14 protein-coding genes are annotated in these 17065 nt (G+C 38.9%); 6 read left to right on the forward strand and 8 right to left on the reverse strand.

Annotated elements, in window-relative coordinates; genetic code table 11:
• Positions 1-249: 249 nt before the first annotated feature.
• The 7 genes from K6D58_RS10805 to K6D58_RS10835 form a co-directional block, all read right to left on the reverse strand.
• Positions 250-1317, reverse strand: a complete 1068-nt coding sequence (locus tag K6D58_RS10805) for a flagellar filament outer layer protein FlaA (RefSeq protein WP_296830554.1) — start codon at positions 1315-1317, stop codon at positions 250-252.
• Between the two features lie 127 nt (positions 1318-1444).
• Positions 1445-1900 (reverse strand): hypothetical protein, encoded by a 456-nt coding sequence (locus K6D58_RS10810; protein ID WP_296830556.1) that lies wholly within the window; start codon positions 1898-1900, stop codon positions 1445-1447.
• The gene (locus tag K6D58_RS10815) at positions 1897-2940 is read right to left on the reverse strand and encodes an N-acetylmuramoyl-L-alanine amidase family protein (protein WP_296830558.1); all 1044 of its coding nucleotides are present in this window, start codon (positions 2938-2940) and stop codon (positions 1897-1899) included. Before K6D58_RS10815 ends, K6D58_RS10810 begins: the two co-directional genes overlap by 4 nt.
• A gap of 12 nt (positions 2941-2952) precedes the next feature.
• The gene (locus K6D58_RS10820; protein WP_296830560.1) at positions 2953-4581 is read right to left on the reverse strand and encodes an ATP-grasp domain-containing protein; all 1629 of its coding nucleotides are present in this window, start codon (positions 4579-4581) and stop codon (positions 2953-2955) included.
• 13 nt (positions 4582-4594) lie between these two features.
• Complete coding sequence (locus K6D58_RS10825) at positions 4595-7042, reverse strand: cytidylyltransferase domain-containing protein (protein ID WP_296830562.1); 2448 nt, start codon at positions 7040-7042, stop codon at positions 4595-4597.
• A 4-nt stretch (positions 7043-7046) separates the two neighbouring features.
• Positions 7047-8009, reverse strand: coding sequence for a hypothetical protein (locus K6D58_RS10830; protein WP_296830564.1), 963 nt, complete (start codon positions 8007-8009; stop codon positions 7047-7049).
• Positions 7984-9639, reverse strand: a complete 1656-nt coding sequence (locus K6D58_RS10835) for a spiro-SPASM protein (protein ID WP_296830566.1) — start codon at positions 9637-9639, stop codon at positions 7984-7986. Before K6D58_RS10835 ends, K6D58_RS10830 begins: the two co-directional genes overlap by 26 nt.
• Before the next feature lie 54 nt (positions 9640-9693).
• On the opposite strand from K6D58_RS10835, the gene xseA reads away from it, so the two are divergent.
• Genes xseA through mutL form a run of 3 tightly spaced genes read left to right on the forward strand, consistent with a single transcriptional unit; the run spans position 9694 to position 13222 of the window.
• Positions 9694-10884 carry an exodeoxyribonuclease VII large subunit gene (gene xseA, locus K6D58_RS10840; protein WP_296830568.1) on the forward strand — a complete coding sequence of 397 codons (1191 nt, stop codon included), beginning with the start codon at positions 9694-9696 and terminating at the stop codon, positions 10882-10884.
• Positions 10885-10942: 58 nt separating this feature from the next.
• On the forward strand, positions 10943-11251 hold the full coding sequence (xseB, locus tag K6D58_RS10845; protein ID WP_296830570.1) for an exodeoxyribonuclease VII small subunit: 309 nt from the start codon (positions 10943-10945) through the stop codon (positions 11249-11251).
• Positions 11252-13222, forward strand: coding sequence for a DNA mismatch repair endonuclease MutL (gene mutL, locus K6D58_RS10850; protein WP_296830572.1), 1971 nt, complete (start codon positions 11252-11254; stop codon positions 13220-13222).
• A gap of 20 nt (positions 13223-13242) precedes the next feature.
• Here mutL and K6D58_RS10855 read toward each other — a convergent pair whose 3' ends face one another.
• Positions 13243-13962, reverse strand: a complete 720-nt coding sequence (locus K6D58_RS10855) for a tetratricopeptide repeat protein (protein WP_296830574.1) — start codon at positions 13960-13962, stop codon at positions 13243-13245.
• 92 nt (positions 13963-14054) lie between these two features.
• Between K6D58_RS10855 and K6D58_RS10860 the strand changes: the two genes are divergently transcribed.
• Genes K6D58_RS10860 through K6D58_RS10870 form a run of 3 tightly spaced genes read left to right on the forward strand, consistent with a single transcriptional unit; the run spans position 14055 to position 17064 of the window.
• Positions 14055-15416 carry a tetratricopeptide repeat protein gene (locus K6D58_RS10860; protein ID WP_296830576.1) on the forward strand — a complete coding sequence of 454 codons (1362 nt, stop codon included), beginning with the start codon at positions 14055-14057 and terminating at the stop codon, positions 15414-15416.
• Positions 15417-16166, forward strand: coding sequence for a metallophosphoesterase (locus K6D58_RS10865; RefSeq protein WP_296830578.1), 750 nt, complete (start codon positions 15417-15419; stop codon positions 16164-16166).
• Positions 16132-17064, forward strand: a complete 933-nt coding sequence (locus K6D58_RS10870; RefSeq protein ID WP_296830580.1) for a transcriptional regulator — start codon at positions 16132-16134, stop codon at positions 17062-17064. The genes K6D58_RS10865 and K6D58_RS10870 overlap by 35 nt, the downstream gene beginning before the upstream one ends.
• The last annotated feature ends 1 nt before the right edge of the window (position 17065 follow it).

Genomic DNA, 17065 nt, shown 5'->3' on the forward strand with positions numbered 1-17065 from the left:
CATCCTTTAATTTAGCTTCAATTTTGGCCAGTACATCTGTAAAAACCGGAGTATATGAGTTGTAAATAGAAAAAAGTCTTTCTTTGTTTGGAATATTTTTGTTCATTCTTCTTCCTGTATAATAATTGTAACCGCTTTATAAAGAATTTCAATTCATTTTAAGTTCAGTATTAGATTATTATTATTTTTACAAATTTAAAATAAAAAAAAAGCCGCCCCAGAGGACGGCTTTTATTAGAAGAAGCTAAATTATTTAGCTGCTCCTGTAGATGTCTGTGCATTAGAATCTGAGTTTTCTTCAAGTGAAGAAGAGAATTCATTTTCTTTTGCCATCTTTTCTTTTTCGATATAGCGGTTAACCTGCTTGCTTCCGAATTTGTTCATTTCAGAATTCTGGCGGTCACGCTCTTTCTTTGTAACAATCTGCCACAAGTCTTCATCATCAATGTCGCGGTCAGAAGAGAGTACTGCAAGGTCATAGATGATTTTTACATCTTTGAAGTAACCAATGTAGTTGTCTCCATCATCACGTGCATCACGTGTAACCTGGAATCCACAGAACTTAACAAATGGAAGTCCGCGTGGATAGATTGGATAGATTCTGATTTCACGTGTACGAACTTCTGAAATGTAATCAGGGTTTGTCCATACAAGAGTTTTCCAGCCGTCAAAAAGGAGGTTACCCATAAGGTAACGGCGTTCGATGTTATCGTTGTCCTTAAGAAGAACATAAAGCTGGTGTGGATAGTTCATACCCATTGTTGTAACAGCAATTGACTTCAAAGTACCAACATTCTTTACAAGACCGTATCCATCTTCAAAAAGATATTTACCTTTCTGTTCATCTGTAGGTTCGCTACGATTACCGTCTGCATCTGCATCAGATAATGGTTCATAAGCCTGAATCTCAAATGGTGGAACGATTTTTGCATTTGAATTGTTATTCCATGTAGGGAAAAGCACACGTACACCCATTACGTTCTTTCCTGCGAAAGGAACGTCTGCACTTTCTTTTACTGGTGCTGCTACAACAGTTGAAAGAGCAACACTTGTAACGTTCTGTGATGATGAGTTAAGAACAACTTCCCAGTTAGGCAAAGCCAAAGAAGTTCTCATAAGTGCTTTCTGATCACTGGTGAATGTTGCACCAGCTGCTACAGAAAAATCCATTACAGTTCTGCTATTTTCAGTAGAGTTTCCGTTTTCATCGGCACAACAGTCAGCGTCAAGCTGAGTGAAATCAATAAGTGTTGATTCCTTTGCGAAACCGAAACCTGCTAACATAGCAGCGGCAGTTAAAACTAAAATCTTCTTCATTCGAAGCTCCTCTTATTACACATTGATGTAGCCTTGTAATCACAGTATCCCTTAACTGAAAAGTTTTGTCAACTTATTTTTGAAAACAGAAAGCGCACCGTTTTCAAAAATAAGTTGAATCCCCCTTTTAAGGAATCTCATGGCCATCAATGTATATATAAATTTTATCCAAATTTGTGAAATTCTTCACAATATTGTACTTAAACAAAGCGATATTACCGCTCAGATCCTTTAATTCTTCTGAATACTTAAGGGCATCCCTGCTTAAACCAACATGAAGGTCCCTGCCCTTCTGCAAACAGAACTCAACTGAAGTACCCCTTGGAAAAATTCTCCTGCTTCTGTTTGTAAGCGGCCCCAGAAGAACATCGTCAATATAGCAGCAGATTTTTCCCTGAACGGGATTTTTTGCAAGATAGCGGACTTCCATTATTCTGGAAGACTTGTCGTATGAATTAAAATAAAACACACGTCTGTCACGCTTCTCATTAAATCCTAACTGAATTATTGAATAAATCAATGCTCCTGCAAAAATTCCTATAGAAATCAGCGGAATAAGTTTTTTTACTTTCTGAACGTTCATTTTACCCCGGTAAATCCTCTTGAGCGTTCAAAATGTTCCACGAACGCCTGTAAACCATTATACATTCCAAGGGAAAGCTTTTTCAAGTAGGCGTCATCTGCCAGTAAAGCTGCCTCCTGAGGATTTGTAAGAAAGCCTGTCTCAATAAGAACACTTGGCATTTTTGCATTCCGGACAACAAACCATTCTTCAGCCTTAATTCCCCTGGAAGAACTTAGTTTTCCTACCTGAGCTGCTATTCCATCCATAATAAACTTTGCAATAAGAATTGATTCAGTTGTATATTCCTCCTCCATCATGCTGTTTAATATAGGAATTAAAGACTGATCTCCTTCTACAGTCTTTGAATCAATTACAGACCTTCTGTAACCTGGAGAAAGATACCAGACTTCATATCCTGATGCTTTTTTATCAAGACTTGCATTTACATGTATAGAAACATAAAGAACCGCTTCATTTTCACCAAGTTTTACAGAATTGGCAATTTCCGTACGCTGACTTAAAGACAAAAATACATCCGTACTTCTTGTCATCAGAATCTTTTTTGACGGATAAGCCTTTTTAAGCAGATCATAGAGTTTTAAACCTACAGAAAGGTTTACGTCTTTTTCTACAACCTTAACGTTTTTTCCGTTTATTTTATGGGTAGCACTTGCCCCCGGATCTTTTCCACCATGACCAGGATCTATAAGAATGGCACCAATTCTGTATGGATTTGCCTGGGCTTCCATATCAAAAAAATCCCTGGCACTTTCAAGATATTTAGGATTTGCAAGAATAACCCGGTCATTAAGGGCCGGACCGCTTTCCGTCATAATTTCTGAAGAATCCTTTACGGAAGGAATTCCGGCAGCTAAAGAAAAGTTTATATAATGCCCATCCTTTTCCAGGCTTCCGGTAGCATTCAGGGGGTCATAATAAAGATCCATACCTGCCTTTTCTGCATATTCAGAAAGTTTTTCATCGGCAAAAAGCAGGACACCACCTGTAAATGCTAAAAGAGATATTAAAAATGCAAAAAATTTTCTTCTGTCCAGCATATTTTTCCCTTATTATTTTTTACTGTTACATTTTGAATCGGCAAGATAAAGAATTCCCTGAATACCACCCCTTATAAGTGCATTACAGAAGTCCCTGCTGTCAAGTTCACAATGAACTCCCCCGTAACGGTCAAAAAGCTTTAAGCTTTCTCCCAGTGTTCTGTGATTAAAATCTACCATATTCATTAAATCTTCCGGAAACTCACTGGCAAAAATACTGTATACAGATGATGAAGTATTAAGCTTTGGTGCTGACAGGGCAAAATTTTCCAGAAGAAGTTTTTGTGAATCATTAATATTAAAAGCACTGTATGGAAAACCTTCTTCATCAGGACGTTCAAAACCTTTAAGAAAAATATCTGTTTCCTGACAGCAGGGCTTAAGCCTTAAAAGTACTGACGCTGCACCATCTTCTGCCCCCTGACAGGCAAGCTTATAGCTGGAAGACAAAGAAATAACATTTCCACACTTAGAAACATTGTTTCTTGGAAAATCAACACTGGCTCCCGGTAAACTTCTATAGAGGACGTTTTTTACAAAAGGAAGGCTCTCTGTTTTTTTAACATTTATCAGGGATTCAACTTTACCCGGAATGGAAATCCATGCCCTTTCGGCACTTACTTTAACACAGGGTACTTCATAAATTTTAAAAGGAAGATCCCCGGCAATATTTACAGGCTGCCTTAATTTCTCAAGTTCATCTGCCTTAAGACCTAAAGAAAGTTTCATGGCTTCCTTTGTAAGATTCAAACCTGAAGCATAAGGATAGGTCCAGCCTGACATATAGCCTCCGGACAGCCGGGCTGCAACTTCTCCAATCATAGGGCCATTCTGTGTAAATTTTATGTCAGCCTTTGCTGCCCCCCTTGTAAGGCCAAGGGCTTTAACTGCCTGAGCAAAAGTTCTGATAAGTTCATTTTTCTTATTTTCATCTATAACAGAAGGCATTGTATGCCCCAGCTCTATAAAATAAGGACTAAAATAAATATGTCTGTCTGCAAAACCTGTAATTGTAAAAGTTCCGTCATATACGAGGGCGTCTATTGAAAATTCAGGACCTTCCATGTAATCCTCAAGAATTGCACAGGATGTTTTTGAATTACGGACAGCTTCTTCTACAGAAGGAAGAAATTCTTTTTTATTCCTTATTAAACGACAGCCCCTGGCACCCATGTTATCTACAGGTTTTATTACTTTAGGAAATTCCATTTTATCCAGTCTGCCGTCACTTAAAAACTGAGCAATAGTACCCCTGGATATTTTAGTAAATTCAGGAGAAGAAACTCCATTTTTTTTAAAGCATCCCCTCATTAAAACTTTATTACTGGCATTAAGACAGGCTTCATAAGAATGTCCAGGTAAAGATGCTTTTTCTGCCGCATAAGCAACAGATGCAGAAAAATCAGTACCTGCGGTAAAAACAGCCTTTAAGGATGAACCTAAGGAAAGAGCAAGCTCTGCTATCTTTTCTTTATCCTTTAGGTCTATATTTTCAAATCTGTCTGCTGCATGTACGCAAACAGCAGAAGGATCTGCATCAATTACAAGGGCCTTATAACCAAGTTCCTTTGCAGCCTCAATGGAAGGAAGCTGCATCAAACCTGCTCCTAAAATAAGAATATAATCTTTTTCTTTATCCATAATTTATCAACCCCTATATCTTACGGCAGTAAACTTCAAAAGTATCCCCGCTTTTCCTTAACTTCATTACGGTTTTGAGCATATTGAACTGAATATCGTTTTCTGTCCACTTATGCTTTATTACGGAAGGATGACGTTCCGGGTGAATACCGGTAGAAACAATCTGAACAACCTTAAAACCATAGCGGCTTAATATGCCCTTAGCCTTATCAAGTTCCCAGAGGGAATAATGATCTGCAGGAGAATTTTCATAAAAGGAATCCCGGTTATACCTTGCACTTACCCCCGAAGCAGAAGGTGTGCTGAAGGCAAAAATACCACCTTTCTTTACTAAAGATGAAACTGCCTTTAATACGCTGTCAAGATTCTGAAAATGTTCTATTACATACCACATGGTTACTGCATCAAACTGATCGATTCCAAATTCCTGAATTGAATCAAAATCAGGAAAAGCAGAACAGGATGCAGGAAAATTAAGCTCCTGCTGTATATATTCTACGGCTTCCTTACAAATGTCTGTTCCATAAGACATCCACTGAACTTCAGAAGCTGCCTGCAGGAATGGCCCCATGGCACATCCTATATCAAGAATTACAGGCTGGGAAAGGGCACGATGCCTTCTGTATATTGAATCAATTACAGACATTCTTCTTTTACACTGTACTTTTATTGAATCAAAGTCATCAAGATAAGTCTTTCCATACTGTTTTTTGTAATCATCAAAAAAGTAATCATGATTATATTCAGTCTGAACATTCTGTCTTGTATAAGAAATATACTGCATACCACAGCACTTGCAGCGTCTGAAGGTACGGTCAGCAGTTCTGGCTATAACTTCATCATTAAAGGAATCCTTATTACGGCAGACAGGACAAAGATATTTTTTTCCGGCAGCAACTTCCTTTATAAAAGACGGAAGGTCTTTCTGACTTGAAAAATCAATGGAAGGAGAAGCAGAAAAAGATTCTTCTACAGCTTTTAAAAGATTATCCTTATTAAGCTGTCCTTTTCTTACGCAGGGAAAACCGTATTTAATTGCAAGTTTTTCATGAAGATCGCTGGAAGAAAGGAGAATTGTTTTTATTCCGGCCCCAAGAGCTTCAAAGGCTGTAAAACCAAAATGAGTAATACAAAGATCGTAATCAGCCAGATGTTCTTTAAGATTATCAATTTTTGTAATTAACTCTACATCGTGAAGTTTTTCTTTTCTTGCATTTGCTTTTACAAGAGTAACTTTATATCCGCTGTCAGCCATAAAAACTGCAGCTTTTTCTGCCAGATTAAGGGGATCTTCTCCGCCGACAGAAACAATGACTTTTTTTACATCTTTTCTGGCTTTATTTTCCTTTTTCTTATTTTCCGGCATTGGAATAAAGGCCGGTTCACTAAGATTTACAGATTTTTTATTTTCAAGGGAAGGAATTATTTTTAAAAGATAATCAGCATTAACTGTCCTGTTACTTCCATCATCAATGGAAAGAACTTTAGTAGCTGCTGAATATTTATATAATTCATCAGGAGAAGAAATAAAAGGATCTGCTGCAACAAGGGCATAGTTTTCCATATCAGCAAGTGAATCTGTTATCTGAATATCCTTAAGCCCCCTGTCTTTGTATTCAGAAAGAAGAAGAGACGTTTCTTCAAGGGAAGAATCGGATGGAATATAAACCCTTCCCCTGGTTTTAAGGGCAAGTTCAAGACAACGTCTTAAATGACCGGTACCTCTTCCCTTCTGTACACAGGGAACAAAAAGAACAGGATTCTTTACACTTTCTGCTGATAAACCATCAAGGATTTCTTCTGTAGTAAAAGCATCTTTTGTCTTTCTTTTTAAAATGACTTCATCAGCCAGATTGACGGCTTTAAAGTAATCAAAAGGAGTATCAATAGTTGTCCTTAAATCTGGATAAAACCAGCGTTTTGGAGCTTTTAAAAATTCACATATAAAGCGGTCCTTGTGATTGTAAAGGGACGGGCCTACATGCTCATGATCATAAGGAGAATCATTACCCTCTGCCGCCAGTCTGAGGGAAGAAGCCTTAAATATTTCTACTCCGCTTCCATGAGGAAGACCTGTATAAGTCATATAATCAGAAGGCTTGGTCTGTTCCCTTCGCAAAAATTCCTTAAGAAGGGAATCTGCAGCTTCATAAAACAAAAACGGATTATCACAGGTTGCCCTGATAACAAGATCAGCTTTTGATTCATCTATAGCCTTCAGGTACCTGGCAAGCACATCTTCCAGAGGTCCGGCACAAACATTCCAGCCGCATTTTTCTGCTACAGGACGAAGGGCACTTTCGCTATCATAATCAAGGGCCAGATAATAATCATCTGCCGCTACTTTTTTCATGGCTGCAAGAACCCATTCCAGGACTGGTTTTCCTGCCAGAGGTAAAAGAGCTTTACCTGGAAGTCTTGTAGATGAAAGTCTGCATTGAGCAATTACAACCGTTTTCACTTTATTATTCCCCTATTGAATTCCAGTTCTGAACAAGGCTTGCTGCATCTGTAGTAAAACAGCTTCCGTTTTCTGACACCCAGCGTCTTGCATCATTAAACTGACTTAATGATTCCGTAAAACCACATTTATTTCTTAAATTAAAAGGAAAAAAACTTAGCTTTGGAATAACAGCTCCGTTTTCCTTATAAACAGGCATAAGATTCTTAAGATAAAAACGAAGATATGAAAGGTCAGCAGTAATTTCGTTACTTTCATATTCCTGAGAAAAAGTAAAATCCAGGTATGAAGAAATAATAGTCCTCTGCCCCCAGAGCCAGCTTCTCATAAAAAGATCCAGTTTCTGCCAGTAAGGACTGGTTATTGTATAATCAAAGCCCCCTGTACGAATAAAACGCTGCCTGTTATAAAGGCCGCACCATTCAGCAGAATAAAGGGTTTCATCCCCATCTTTAAAAGATAATTCCGGAATAACTTCAAAAACAGATTTCCTTAAATCCGGAGCAAATTTTACGGGAATTACATTACCATCAACATTATTAAGTTTTGGAACAACACAAAAACAGTCCAGCTTTAATAAAGCCTTCAGCTGGGAAGAATTAAGCTTAAACTTCTGAGCACACAAATCTGAATGAAGGACAAGTACAAAAGGTGTAGCCGATTCAGCAACTGCAATATTAATCTTGTCCCCTGTTGTAACAGAATCCTGAACCATCATAAATCTTACCTGAGGAAACTGATGGGACAGCTGGTCAGTATTAAACATAGGAGAACTTTCTTCTACACTGATAATCCTCTCAAAATTTAAAGACAAAAGGTTTTCAAATATTTCACTGCGGTAGCTGGAAGCATGAGAATTAAGAAGAATACATGTAACAGGCAGACACTTTTTACCGGCTTCAACATTTCCTCCGATAAGGGTGTAATTAACCTGATTCTGATTAAAAATTGAAGGTATAATATTCATCACAGGCTCCGCATTTATCTTCATATTCATTATTAAGCTGCTTAAGGAATCTTTCGTTAAATTTATTCCATACAGCTTCCAGACCTTCTTCCAGAACATTTCCAACAGAATAACTTAAAACATATTCGCGACATAAAGGAACATTACCATCTGCAAGAATTGTCATATCCCTTTTAAGATGCCAGCATGGAATTCTATGAAGAGGAGAAAGATCTGCAGGTTTTCTGTCCGGCTGTTTTCCGCAGAAATAATCATACTTCTGGATAATAAGATTACCAGAAGAAGGAGATTTTTTTTCATGCCAGAATCTGTAAAACTGCTCAAGTTCATCTTCGTTTTCGTTAACACGGATAAACTGAGGGTAAACATCTCCAGGGAAAAGATTGTTCAATATTGAAACAGCCTCTTTTGCCTTTGTAAAGGCCGACTTTTCTGCATCATCAAAATCAGCTGTATTTATATGCATTCTGGCATATTTTTCTTCTGTTGCTGCATCCAGCTTAACAATCCAGCTTACACTAGGTCCCCGGTCAGTACGAACAGGAACTATATGGGCTATATTTGCAATACTTTCTGCAATCTGAGGAGTTAAAAGAACACCATCTGTTTCTATTAACACTGAAAGTCCGGGATTTGCCAGAACTATACTTACATAATCTGCAAGATTTTCTACAGTAAGAGGTTCACCCCAACCGCTAAGGGAAACAACAGCACTTTCTGAAAAGGCAACTATCTGAGATATGATTTTTGAAAAATCATCCAGGCTCATATCAAGCTGTCCATGACCTTTTCCATTTTTAAGTGGAAGAGCCCCGTACTTTTTCTTAAACTGATAGGCATAGGGAGTAAAATCATCAATAATGGCACAGTTTCTTGCAATCTGAATATTATAGAAGGCAGGCAGAGTTTTCTGTACCTCAGCTGTTTCTTCTGCCAGGTAACTGAGTTTATCAGCTGTAAACTGAATGTTTTTTTCTTTTGCTGTTTTGTATAAAGCAATACAGGCTTCCCTTTTTATTTTTTGAGATACTGAAAACTCCATACGTAAAAGTCTCCAGTCTTTAGGTGCAATTACAGCTTCTATATCAAAGGAATTAATATCCCCCTTCATTATTTCAAAAATACTGCCAGGAAGAACAAATTTTTCTCCTTCTTCCTTTTTTACCCCCTCTGCAAACGACACCATGATTTTTAAGGCACCTGCATCAATTACCTCTGGTGCAAAACCGGAAGGATATCCGTCCGCAGTTGTATATTCAGCAATATATTTAAGATGAGTATTTATAATTTCAGAAGTAAGGCCATTATCAAGAAAAGGCCTGTCTGCAAAAGAATAAACTGCAAAATCACACTGATTTTCTTCTGTAAGGGCAGACATTTTTTTTATTAATTGAGAAACATTCCAGCTTTCAAGATACTCTAAAGTAACTTTTTCTAAACCGGCAGCAGCACTTTCTGCCTGCTTCTTTGTAGTTTCTGAAACAAATACAACTATTTTGCTGCAGTAATCAACAGAAGCTGCCCATTCAAGAGCCCTGTCAAAGGAAGACTTTGAGTCAAATACCTTATCAAATACAGATTCAGTACAAAAACCGGCATATAAAAATACAATACTTTTCATCTTTTCCATTATCGGAATTCTCTTGAGCAAAATAAAGACAATGTTTAGAATCAGTTGAAAATTATGACAGCAGAAAAAAATGTTCTTACAGTAACCCAGCTTACAAACCTCATAAAAACACTTCTTGAAGGCAGTTTTTCTTCCGTAACCCTTAAGGGAGAAATTTCCAACTACAGGCCTTCCGGTCAGGGACACCTGTATTTTTACCTGAAGGATGAAAACTCAGTTATAAGTGCAGTAATGTTCAGGGGCAGTGCAGCTTCCCTTAAATTTACTCCAAAAGACGGAATGGTTGTTCAGGTTCAGGGAAAGATTTCCGTTTATAATCAGAGGGGAAACTATCAGATAATCATTACTTCCATGGATAAAGCCGGTGAAGGTGCCATCATGGAAATGATAGAGATGCGTAAGAGAAAGCTTGCTGCAGAAGGACTCTTTGACGCTTCAAAAAAGAAAGCCCTTCCATTTTTTCCAGAAACAGTAGGTGTTATTACCGGGGCAAATACTGCTGCCTTAAGGGATATACTGAATGTTATGTCCCGCAGAAATCCAAAAGTCAATATTACAGTTCTTCCTGCCATTGTTCAGGGAGAAGATGCAGCCCCTTCAGTAATCAGACAGATAAGAACAGCAAATGCCTGGAAAATGTGTGACACCCTTATTATAGCAAGAGGCGGAGGTTCCCTTGAAGATCTTCTTCCTTTTAGTGATGAAGCTGTCGTCAGGGAAGTTGCAGCATCAGACATTCCTGTAATCAGTGCCATTGGTCATGACATAGACTGGTCCCTTTGTGATTTTGCCAGCGATGTAAGGGCCCCTACTCCAAGTGCAGCAGCAGAACTGGCAGTTCCTGTCCTTTCTGAAATTACGGAAACAATTGAATGGTATAAAAATGACTTTTACCACCAGATAATGTCATCCCTTTCAAGGTTAAAACTTATGCTCAAAACCTTTACACCCCAGAACATGGAGCTTCACTTCAGGAATATAGAACAGCCTTACCTGAATCGTTTTGAAGAAGCCACAAGGACACTAAAAGAAAATATGACCAGACTTCTGGAAGATAAAAAACAGATAATATCCAGGTGCATTCAGGATCTGGAAAACTGCAATCCCCAGACAATTTTTGACAGGGGATATTCAATGGTAACCAGGGAAGACGGCAGTATTTTAAGGGATGCTTCGCTTCTAAAAAAAGGAGATATCCTTACAATCAGGCCGGCTTCAGGAAGCATAAAAACACAGGTGCTGTAAAAAGCATATAAAATACTGAAAAAATAAGAATAAAGATTTTTCTTACAAGGAGACTAAGATGAATAATTTTGAACAGGATCTTCACAGACTGGAAGAACTTTCTGCAGCAATAAAAAAAAGTGACATTTCCCTTGAAGATGCCCTTAAAGACTTTGAAGAAGGAATAAAACTTGCAAAGGGGCTGGAAAAAACTCTTGATAAAATAGAAAACAAAGTACAGATTCTTATGAATTCCCCTGCAATGGAAGAAGAAGAAACTGCTGCTGACTCCCCTGCAGCACCTAAAAAGGCAAGGGCTAAAAAGGGAGAAGAACCTCTTCTGGATTTATTTGCCCCGGAAACACAGATTACAGGAACACGTTCATAAATGAGTGGAGTAAAAACCCTGAATCCTGAAGTTGCAAGAAAAATTGCAGCCGGAGAAGTAATTGACCGCCCTAATGCCATAATAAGAGAACTCATGGATAATGCCGTTGATTCAAAGGCAGACAGAATCAAGGTAGAAATTACACAGGGTGGAATTGAGAGGATACGCGTTATTGATAATGGCTGCGGTATGACCAGGGAAGATCTGGAAAACTGTGCCCGCCCTCATGCAACAAGCAAGATTTCTACAGAAACAGACCTTATGAACCTTACAACCCTTGGATTCAGGGGTGAAGCCTTAAGTTCAATGGCAGCAGTAAGCCGTCTGGAAATAATTTCCGGTGGCTATAAAATGCAGGCCTCCGTTACAAAAGACCATGTAATAAGCCCGGCTCCTTCTGCAGAAGGAACTATAGTACAGACAGCCGGACTTTTTGAAAATTTTCCGGCAAGAAGGCACTTTCTTAAACGTCCTGCAAGTGAAGGACTTATGTGCAGAAGCACTTTTCTTGAAAAAGCCCTGCCACGACCGGATATTGCCTTTTCATTTACATCAGACGGCGAAGAAAAATTCAATTTTCCTGCAGGCCAGAGTCTTTCAGAAAGATTTGTTCAGGCAATGGAACTTTTTGAAACTGAAAGCCTTTTTTATGAAGAGCATGCAGCTGCCCCGGACGGTTCCTGGAGTTTTACCCTGGTACTTGGAGATCCGGAAGTAAGCAGAAGTTCAAGAAAAGACATATATATTTACGTAAACGGAAGACGTATTCAGGAATATTCACTTGTGCAGGCAATTGAATATGGAGCAACCGGATATTTTCCAAATGGAACTCACCCTGTAGCCTGTCTTTTTGCCCGGGTAGATCCTTCTCAGGTTGACTTTAACATTCACCCTGCAAAAAAAGAAGCAAGGTTTAAAGACATATCAGGACTTCACCACGGAGTTAGTACTACAGTAAAAAACTTTTACCGCCACTACACCGTAAAAAATATAATAGAACAAAGGGAAGATGACAAAAAAGACTCCCTCTTCCTTCAGTTTTCTGCCCCTCAGACAAGTGGTAATGAAAACAACAATGAAAACAACAATGAAAACAATTCCGCCGTTTCAGGAATAACTTTTTCCCCTGAGTCAGATAATTCAGAAAATTCAGAAAGACAGGAAGATAAAACTACCACAAGAATTCCCTACGACATTACCCGTCCTGCATCAAGCGGCAGATTTTCTTATTCAAATGCATCTTCAGCCTACATTTCTCATTCACAAACTGTATCCGGCTCTCAGGGAAAAGACGGCCGTTCATCATTTTTTGAAAGAAAAACAGAAAGCCAGTCCTATGCAAAAGAGCTGGCCAGGGAACTTGAAGCTTCCTATGAAGAAAGCAGTCAGACAAAAAGAAATTACCTGCCTTCTGACACAGACGGAGAAGACGGTTTTCATTTTACAGGCAGTGCTTTAGGCACCTTCCTTATTGCAGAAAAAAATGACGTACTCTATATGATAGACCAGCATGCAGCCCATGAAAGGATTTTATACGATCAGATTATTCAGGATGCAAGCCAGAAACAGGAACTTCTTGTTCCCTATGTAATAAAAACTTCAGGACTTCAGGATGATAATTATCTGGAAGAAATAAAGGAAAGCCTCTGTCAGGCTGGTTTTACCGTAAAAAAAACTGAAGACTTTACCTGGGAATTTACATCAGTACCTGTAAGGTGGAAAGGCAGTCAGAGTGACCTTGAAAAAGACCTGCTTACAAAAAGAATAAACCCTAAAGACATTCTTCATGCAACAGCTGCTTCTACTGCATGCCGTCAGGCTGTTATGGATGGAACTGTACTTGATGATGTAACTGCTGCAGATCTTGCAAAAAAAGCCCTGGCTCTTCCAGACCCCCACTGTCCTCATGGAAGGCCTGTTTACACCACCATTACAAAAAGGCAGCTCTTTTCTCTGGTAAAAAGAACGTAAATCTGACTAAGGCAGATGTGTTACTTTGCCTTATTTTCTGCTTCCTGAATTGCAGCAGCCATCTGTTCAAGAAGTTTACGGCGTTTTTCTGCAGCAAGGGCCTCTTCTTCGGCTTTTTTTGCAGCAAGACGTTCTTCTTCTTCCTTAAGGCGCTGTTCCTGAGAAAGTTTTTCCATTTCTTCCAGTTCAAGACGAACTATTTCTTCTTCAATAACTGTAAGAAGGAGGTTTATCTGTTCCTTCTGTTCATCTTCAGGGCATAATTCCAGATATTTTTTATAATCATCACGGCTTTCCCTGATTTTTCCTGTATTAAGGCGGCTGTTGGCACGGTTAAGGTAAGCCGCAGCGTATTCAGGATCTATGGCAAGGACTGAATCAAACCATTTTTCTGCACTTTCATAATCCATCAGGTCAAAACACACGTTCCCGGCATTAAATGAGAGGATTTTCTTATCTGTTCCCGGAATATCAATGGCCCTTGTAAATACATCCAGGGCAAGCTTTAATTCACCATTTTTATGATAACAGAGGCCCAGGTAATTAAAAGCCTGGGGAGCGGAACCGGAAGATGATGCTTTCTGTAAAAAAGGAACAGCCTCTTCTGTCTTATCAAGCCTGAACAGACGTTCACCTTCTTTAAGGGGATCTTTAGCAGACTGAGCTGAAATGGTCTGGCTTACACCTGTTAAAAGAAAAGCAGAAAAAGCTGCAGTCAGAAGAAAACAAGATATTTTCATAAGTCAATCTCCTCTTTGTAATAGTCCTTGTTTGACATAATCTCACAAAGAAGTTAATCTTTCAATAATATACTTGGGGAGTTTTTATTCAGATGTTATATGCAGCTATAATTGGCGTTTTAATTGCCATCATCATAACAATTGCAATCTTCGTTGTAAAAAATTTCTCGGCACCACAGAAGACTGATTCTCTTGGAAAACTTATCCGGGAAGGAAAGATACAGCAGGCCCAGCGTATTGCAAAATCAGTTATTTCCAAGGATCCACGTAATTATGTAGCCCACTACTGGCTTGGCGTAACCTATATGACCGATAATAAGCCGGAACTTGCCTATATTGAATTTAAAACCGTAAATCAGAATGCCATCTTTAATGGTGATATTCCTGAAATTGACTTCAGAAAACAGCTGGGAGCCCTTCATCAGAAATATAATCAGAATGAAGATGCCCTCAGGGAATTCCTCCTCCTTACAAAACTTGACCCTTCCAATGCTGAACATGACTATAATGTAGGAAAAATCTATGAAGCCCAGGGAAAAGCTCCTATGGCAATGGGATTTTACCAGAAGGCCCTTTCCGTAGACAAAAGAATGGGTAAAGCACATACAGCAATGGGTTACCTTCTCTTTAGAAGCAAACAGTATGGAGAAGCTAAAAAAGAAATAGAAACTGCAATTAAATTTTCTCCGGAAAATTATTCAAACTACTACTATCTTGGCAAAATCTTTAAGGAATGTAAGGAACTGCCGGCAGCCGTAAAGGCTTTTGAAAAGGCTCAAAGGGATCCTTCTTACAGACAGAAGGCCCTTATAGAAAAAGGTTCCTGCCTTATGATTGCAAATCAGGTAGATCAGGCCCAGGTAGATTTTGAACACGCAGTTCAGCTTTCAAAAAATGACAATTCCAACGAAAGCCTTTATGCAAGATACTTCCTTGCTGCCTGCTATGAAAAAAACAGGCTTATTGATAAAGCCCTTGAGCAGTGGAACATAATATTCAAGAAAAACCGTCAGTTCAGGGACGTAAGTGCAAAGCTCAGTCAGTACAAGGATCTTCAGACAAATGACGGGGTTAAGGAATTCCTTACAGCTTCAAGAACAGACTTTATGGAACTCTGTAAAAAGATTACAAAGGAAGGCCTTAAGCTTGAATGTCAGAAAATTGAACCAACCCGCTATGGCTGTGCAGTTCTGGCAACAGAAGCAAAAGATGACTCCTGGATGAATGTAAGACAGCAGCTGACAGTAGTTGAATACCACCGTGAAACTGAACCAATTGAAGAAGCTGTAGTCAGAAAAACCGTAGATATGGTTAAAGCCCAGGGACATTCAAAGGGCATTATCTGTACTACAACACAATTTTCTGCAGGAGCAATAAAGTTTGCAGAAAACAGACCTCTTGTCCTTGTTCCTAAAGAACAGTTTGAGAAAATACTTGCCAAAATCGGACTTTAAATGAAATTCCTGTGCGTTTCAGACCAGATTGATCCATTAGTCTACTCAACAACCCTTAAAGAGAGATACGGAGATGTGGACGCTGTATTCTGCGCAGGAGACCTTTCACTTGAATACGTTGATTTTATAGTAACAGCTTTAGGCAAACCAACTTTTTTTGTCTTCGGAAACCATAACCTGGAAGACTATGACCTTTACACCAGAACAGAAAGGATCAACAGTATGACACCTTTTCAGCAGGCTGCAAGAGGTCATGGAGGAGATCATTCAGGACAAAAGGTTTTTGCATCAAAGCACCTCTTTTTTACCAGGCCGGACGGAAAAAGAACCCCCCTTCTTATAGCAGGAGCCGATGGTTCAATAAGATACAACAAGGGAAAATGCCAGTTCACTGAAAAACAGATGAAAAGAACCCTTGTAAGAATGATTCCAAAACTACTATGGAACAAAATCCGCTATGGAAGATATCTGGACGTACTTTTAACTCATGCATCTCCAAGACATATACATGACAGGGAAGATCCATGCCACAAGGGTTTTGAATGTTTTAACTGGTTTATAAAGAAATTTTCCCCTGCCCTTATGATTCACGGGCACATTCATCTTTATGACCTTCAGGAAGTAAGGTGTACAAAAAGCGAAAATACAACCATCGTTAATGCCTACAGCCATATTGTAGTTGAAATGAAAAAAAACTTCACAAAAGGAGCCGAAAATGGGGCTGACATATCTATCCTCACAGACAGATGACGATTTTTACAGGGCAAGAAACAAGGCTTTTTTTAATGAACTTCAGCACATCCTCAATCCGGAAGAAGCAACCCTTATTTCCTTTACAGATATAAAGAAACTCCTTAAGCCAAAAAACGAAGTTTACAAGGGAATGCAGGTAGTTCCAGTAAAACTTATTGCAGGAAGCGAAGGCCGCTACAAAGATTTTGACAATCATTTTTTTCCTAAAAGCAATTTTCTCAAGGCCAGATGGGAAAGAGTAGATATGGCTCACCTTACGGATGTAACCCTGCCACCCATCTCCCTTTATGAACTCGGAGGCCTTTATTTTGTCAGGGATGGCAACCACCGTGTTTCCGTTGCTAAAATGAAGGGAATAGAAGCAATTGATGCAGAAGTTGTAAGCCTGCAAAGTGAAATTAAACTCAAACCAGGTTCTACAAAAGAAGAAATGATCCGTCAGGTTATAAATTACGAAAAAAGGGTCTTCTATTCAGAAACAAATTTTGGAGACATAACGGACTGCTGGTGCCTGGATTTTAACAGTCCCGGCCAGTATGACCTTATTTATAACCACATTCTCATTCATAAATATTACATAAACATGAACCAGACGGAAGAGATTCCTATGGAAGATGCAGTCCTTTCATGGTACAGAAATGTTTATACTCCTGTAATAGAGGCTGTAAGAAAGTACAGAATCAGCCGCAGATTCAAGGGTAATACTGAATCTGAAATATATGTCTTCCTTATTAAATACTGGGATGAGCTTAAACAGAAAATGGGCAATAACTTCAGTCTGGATGCAGCAGCCAGGGATTTTAAAAAAAAATACGGCAGAAGAACTTTTATACATCTGCTTAAAAACCTTAGGGCCAAAATCCATATGATGAGCATACTAAAAAACCAGCCCTAGT

This window comes from Treponema sp. (genome assembly GCF_024696245.1).
In the GTDB taxonomy this organism is placed as follows: domain Bacteria; phylum Spirochaetota; class Spirochaetia; order Treponematales; family Treponemataceae; genus Treponema_D.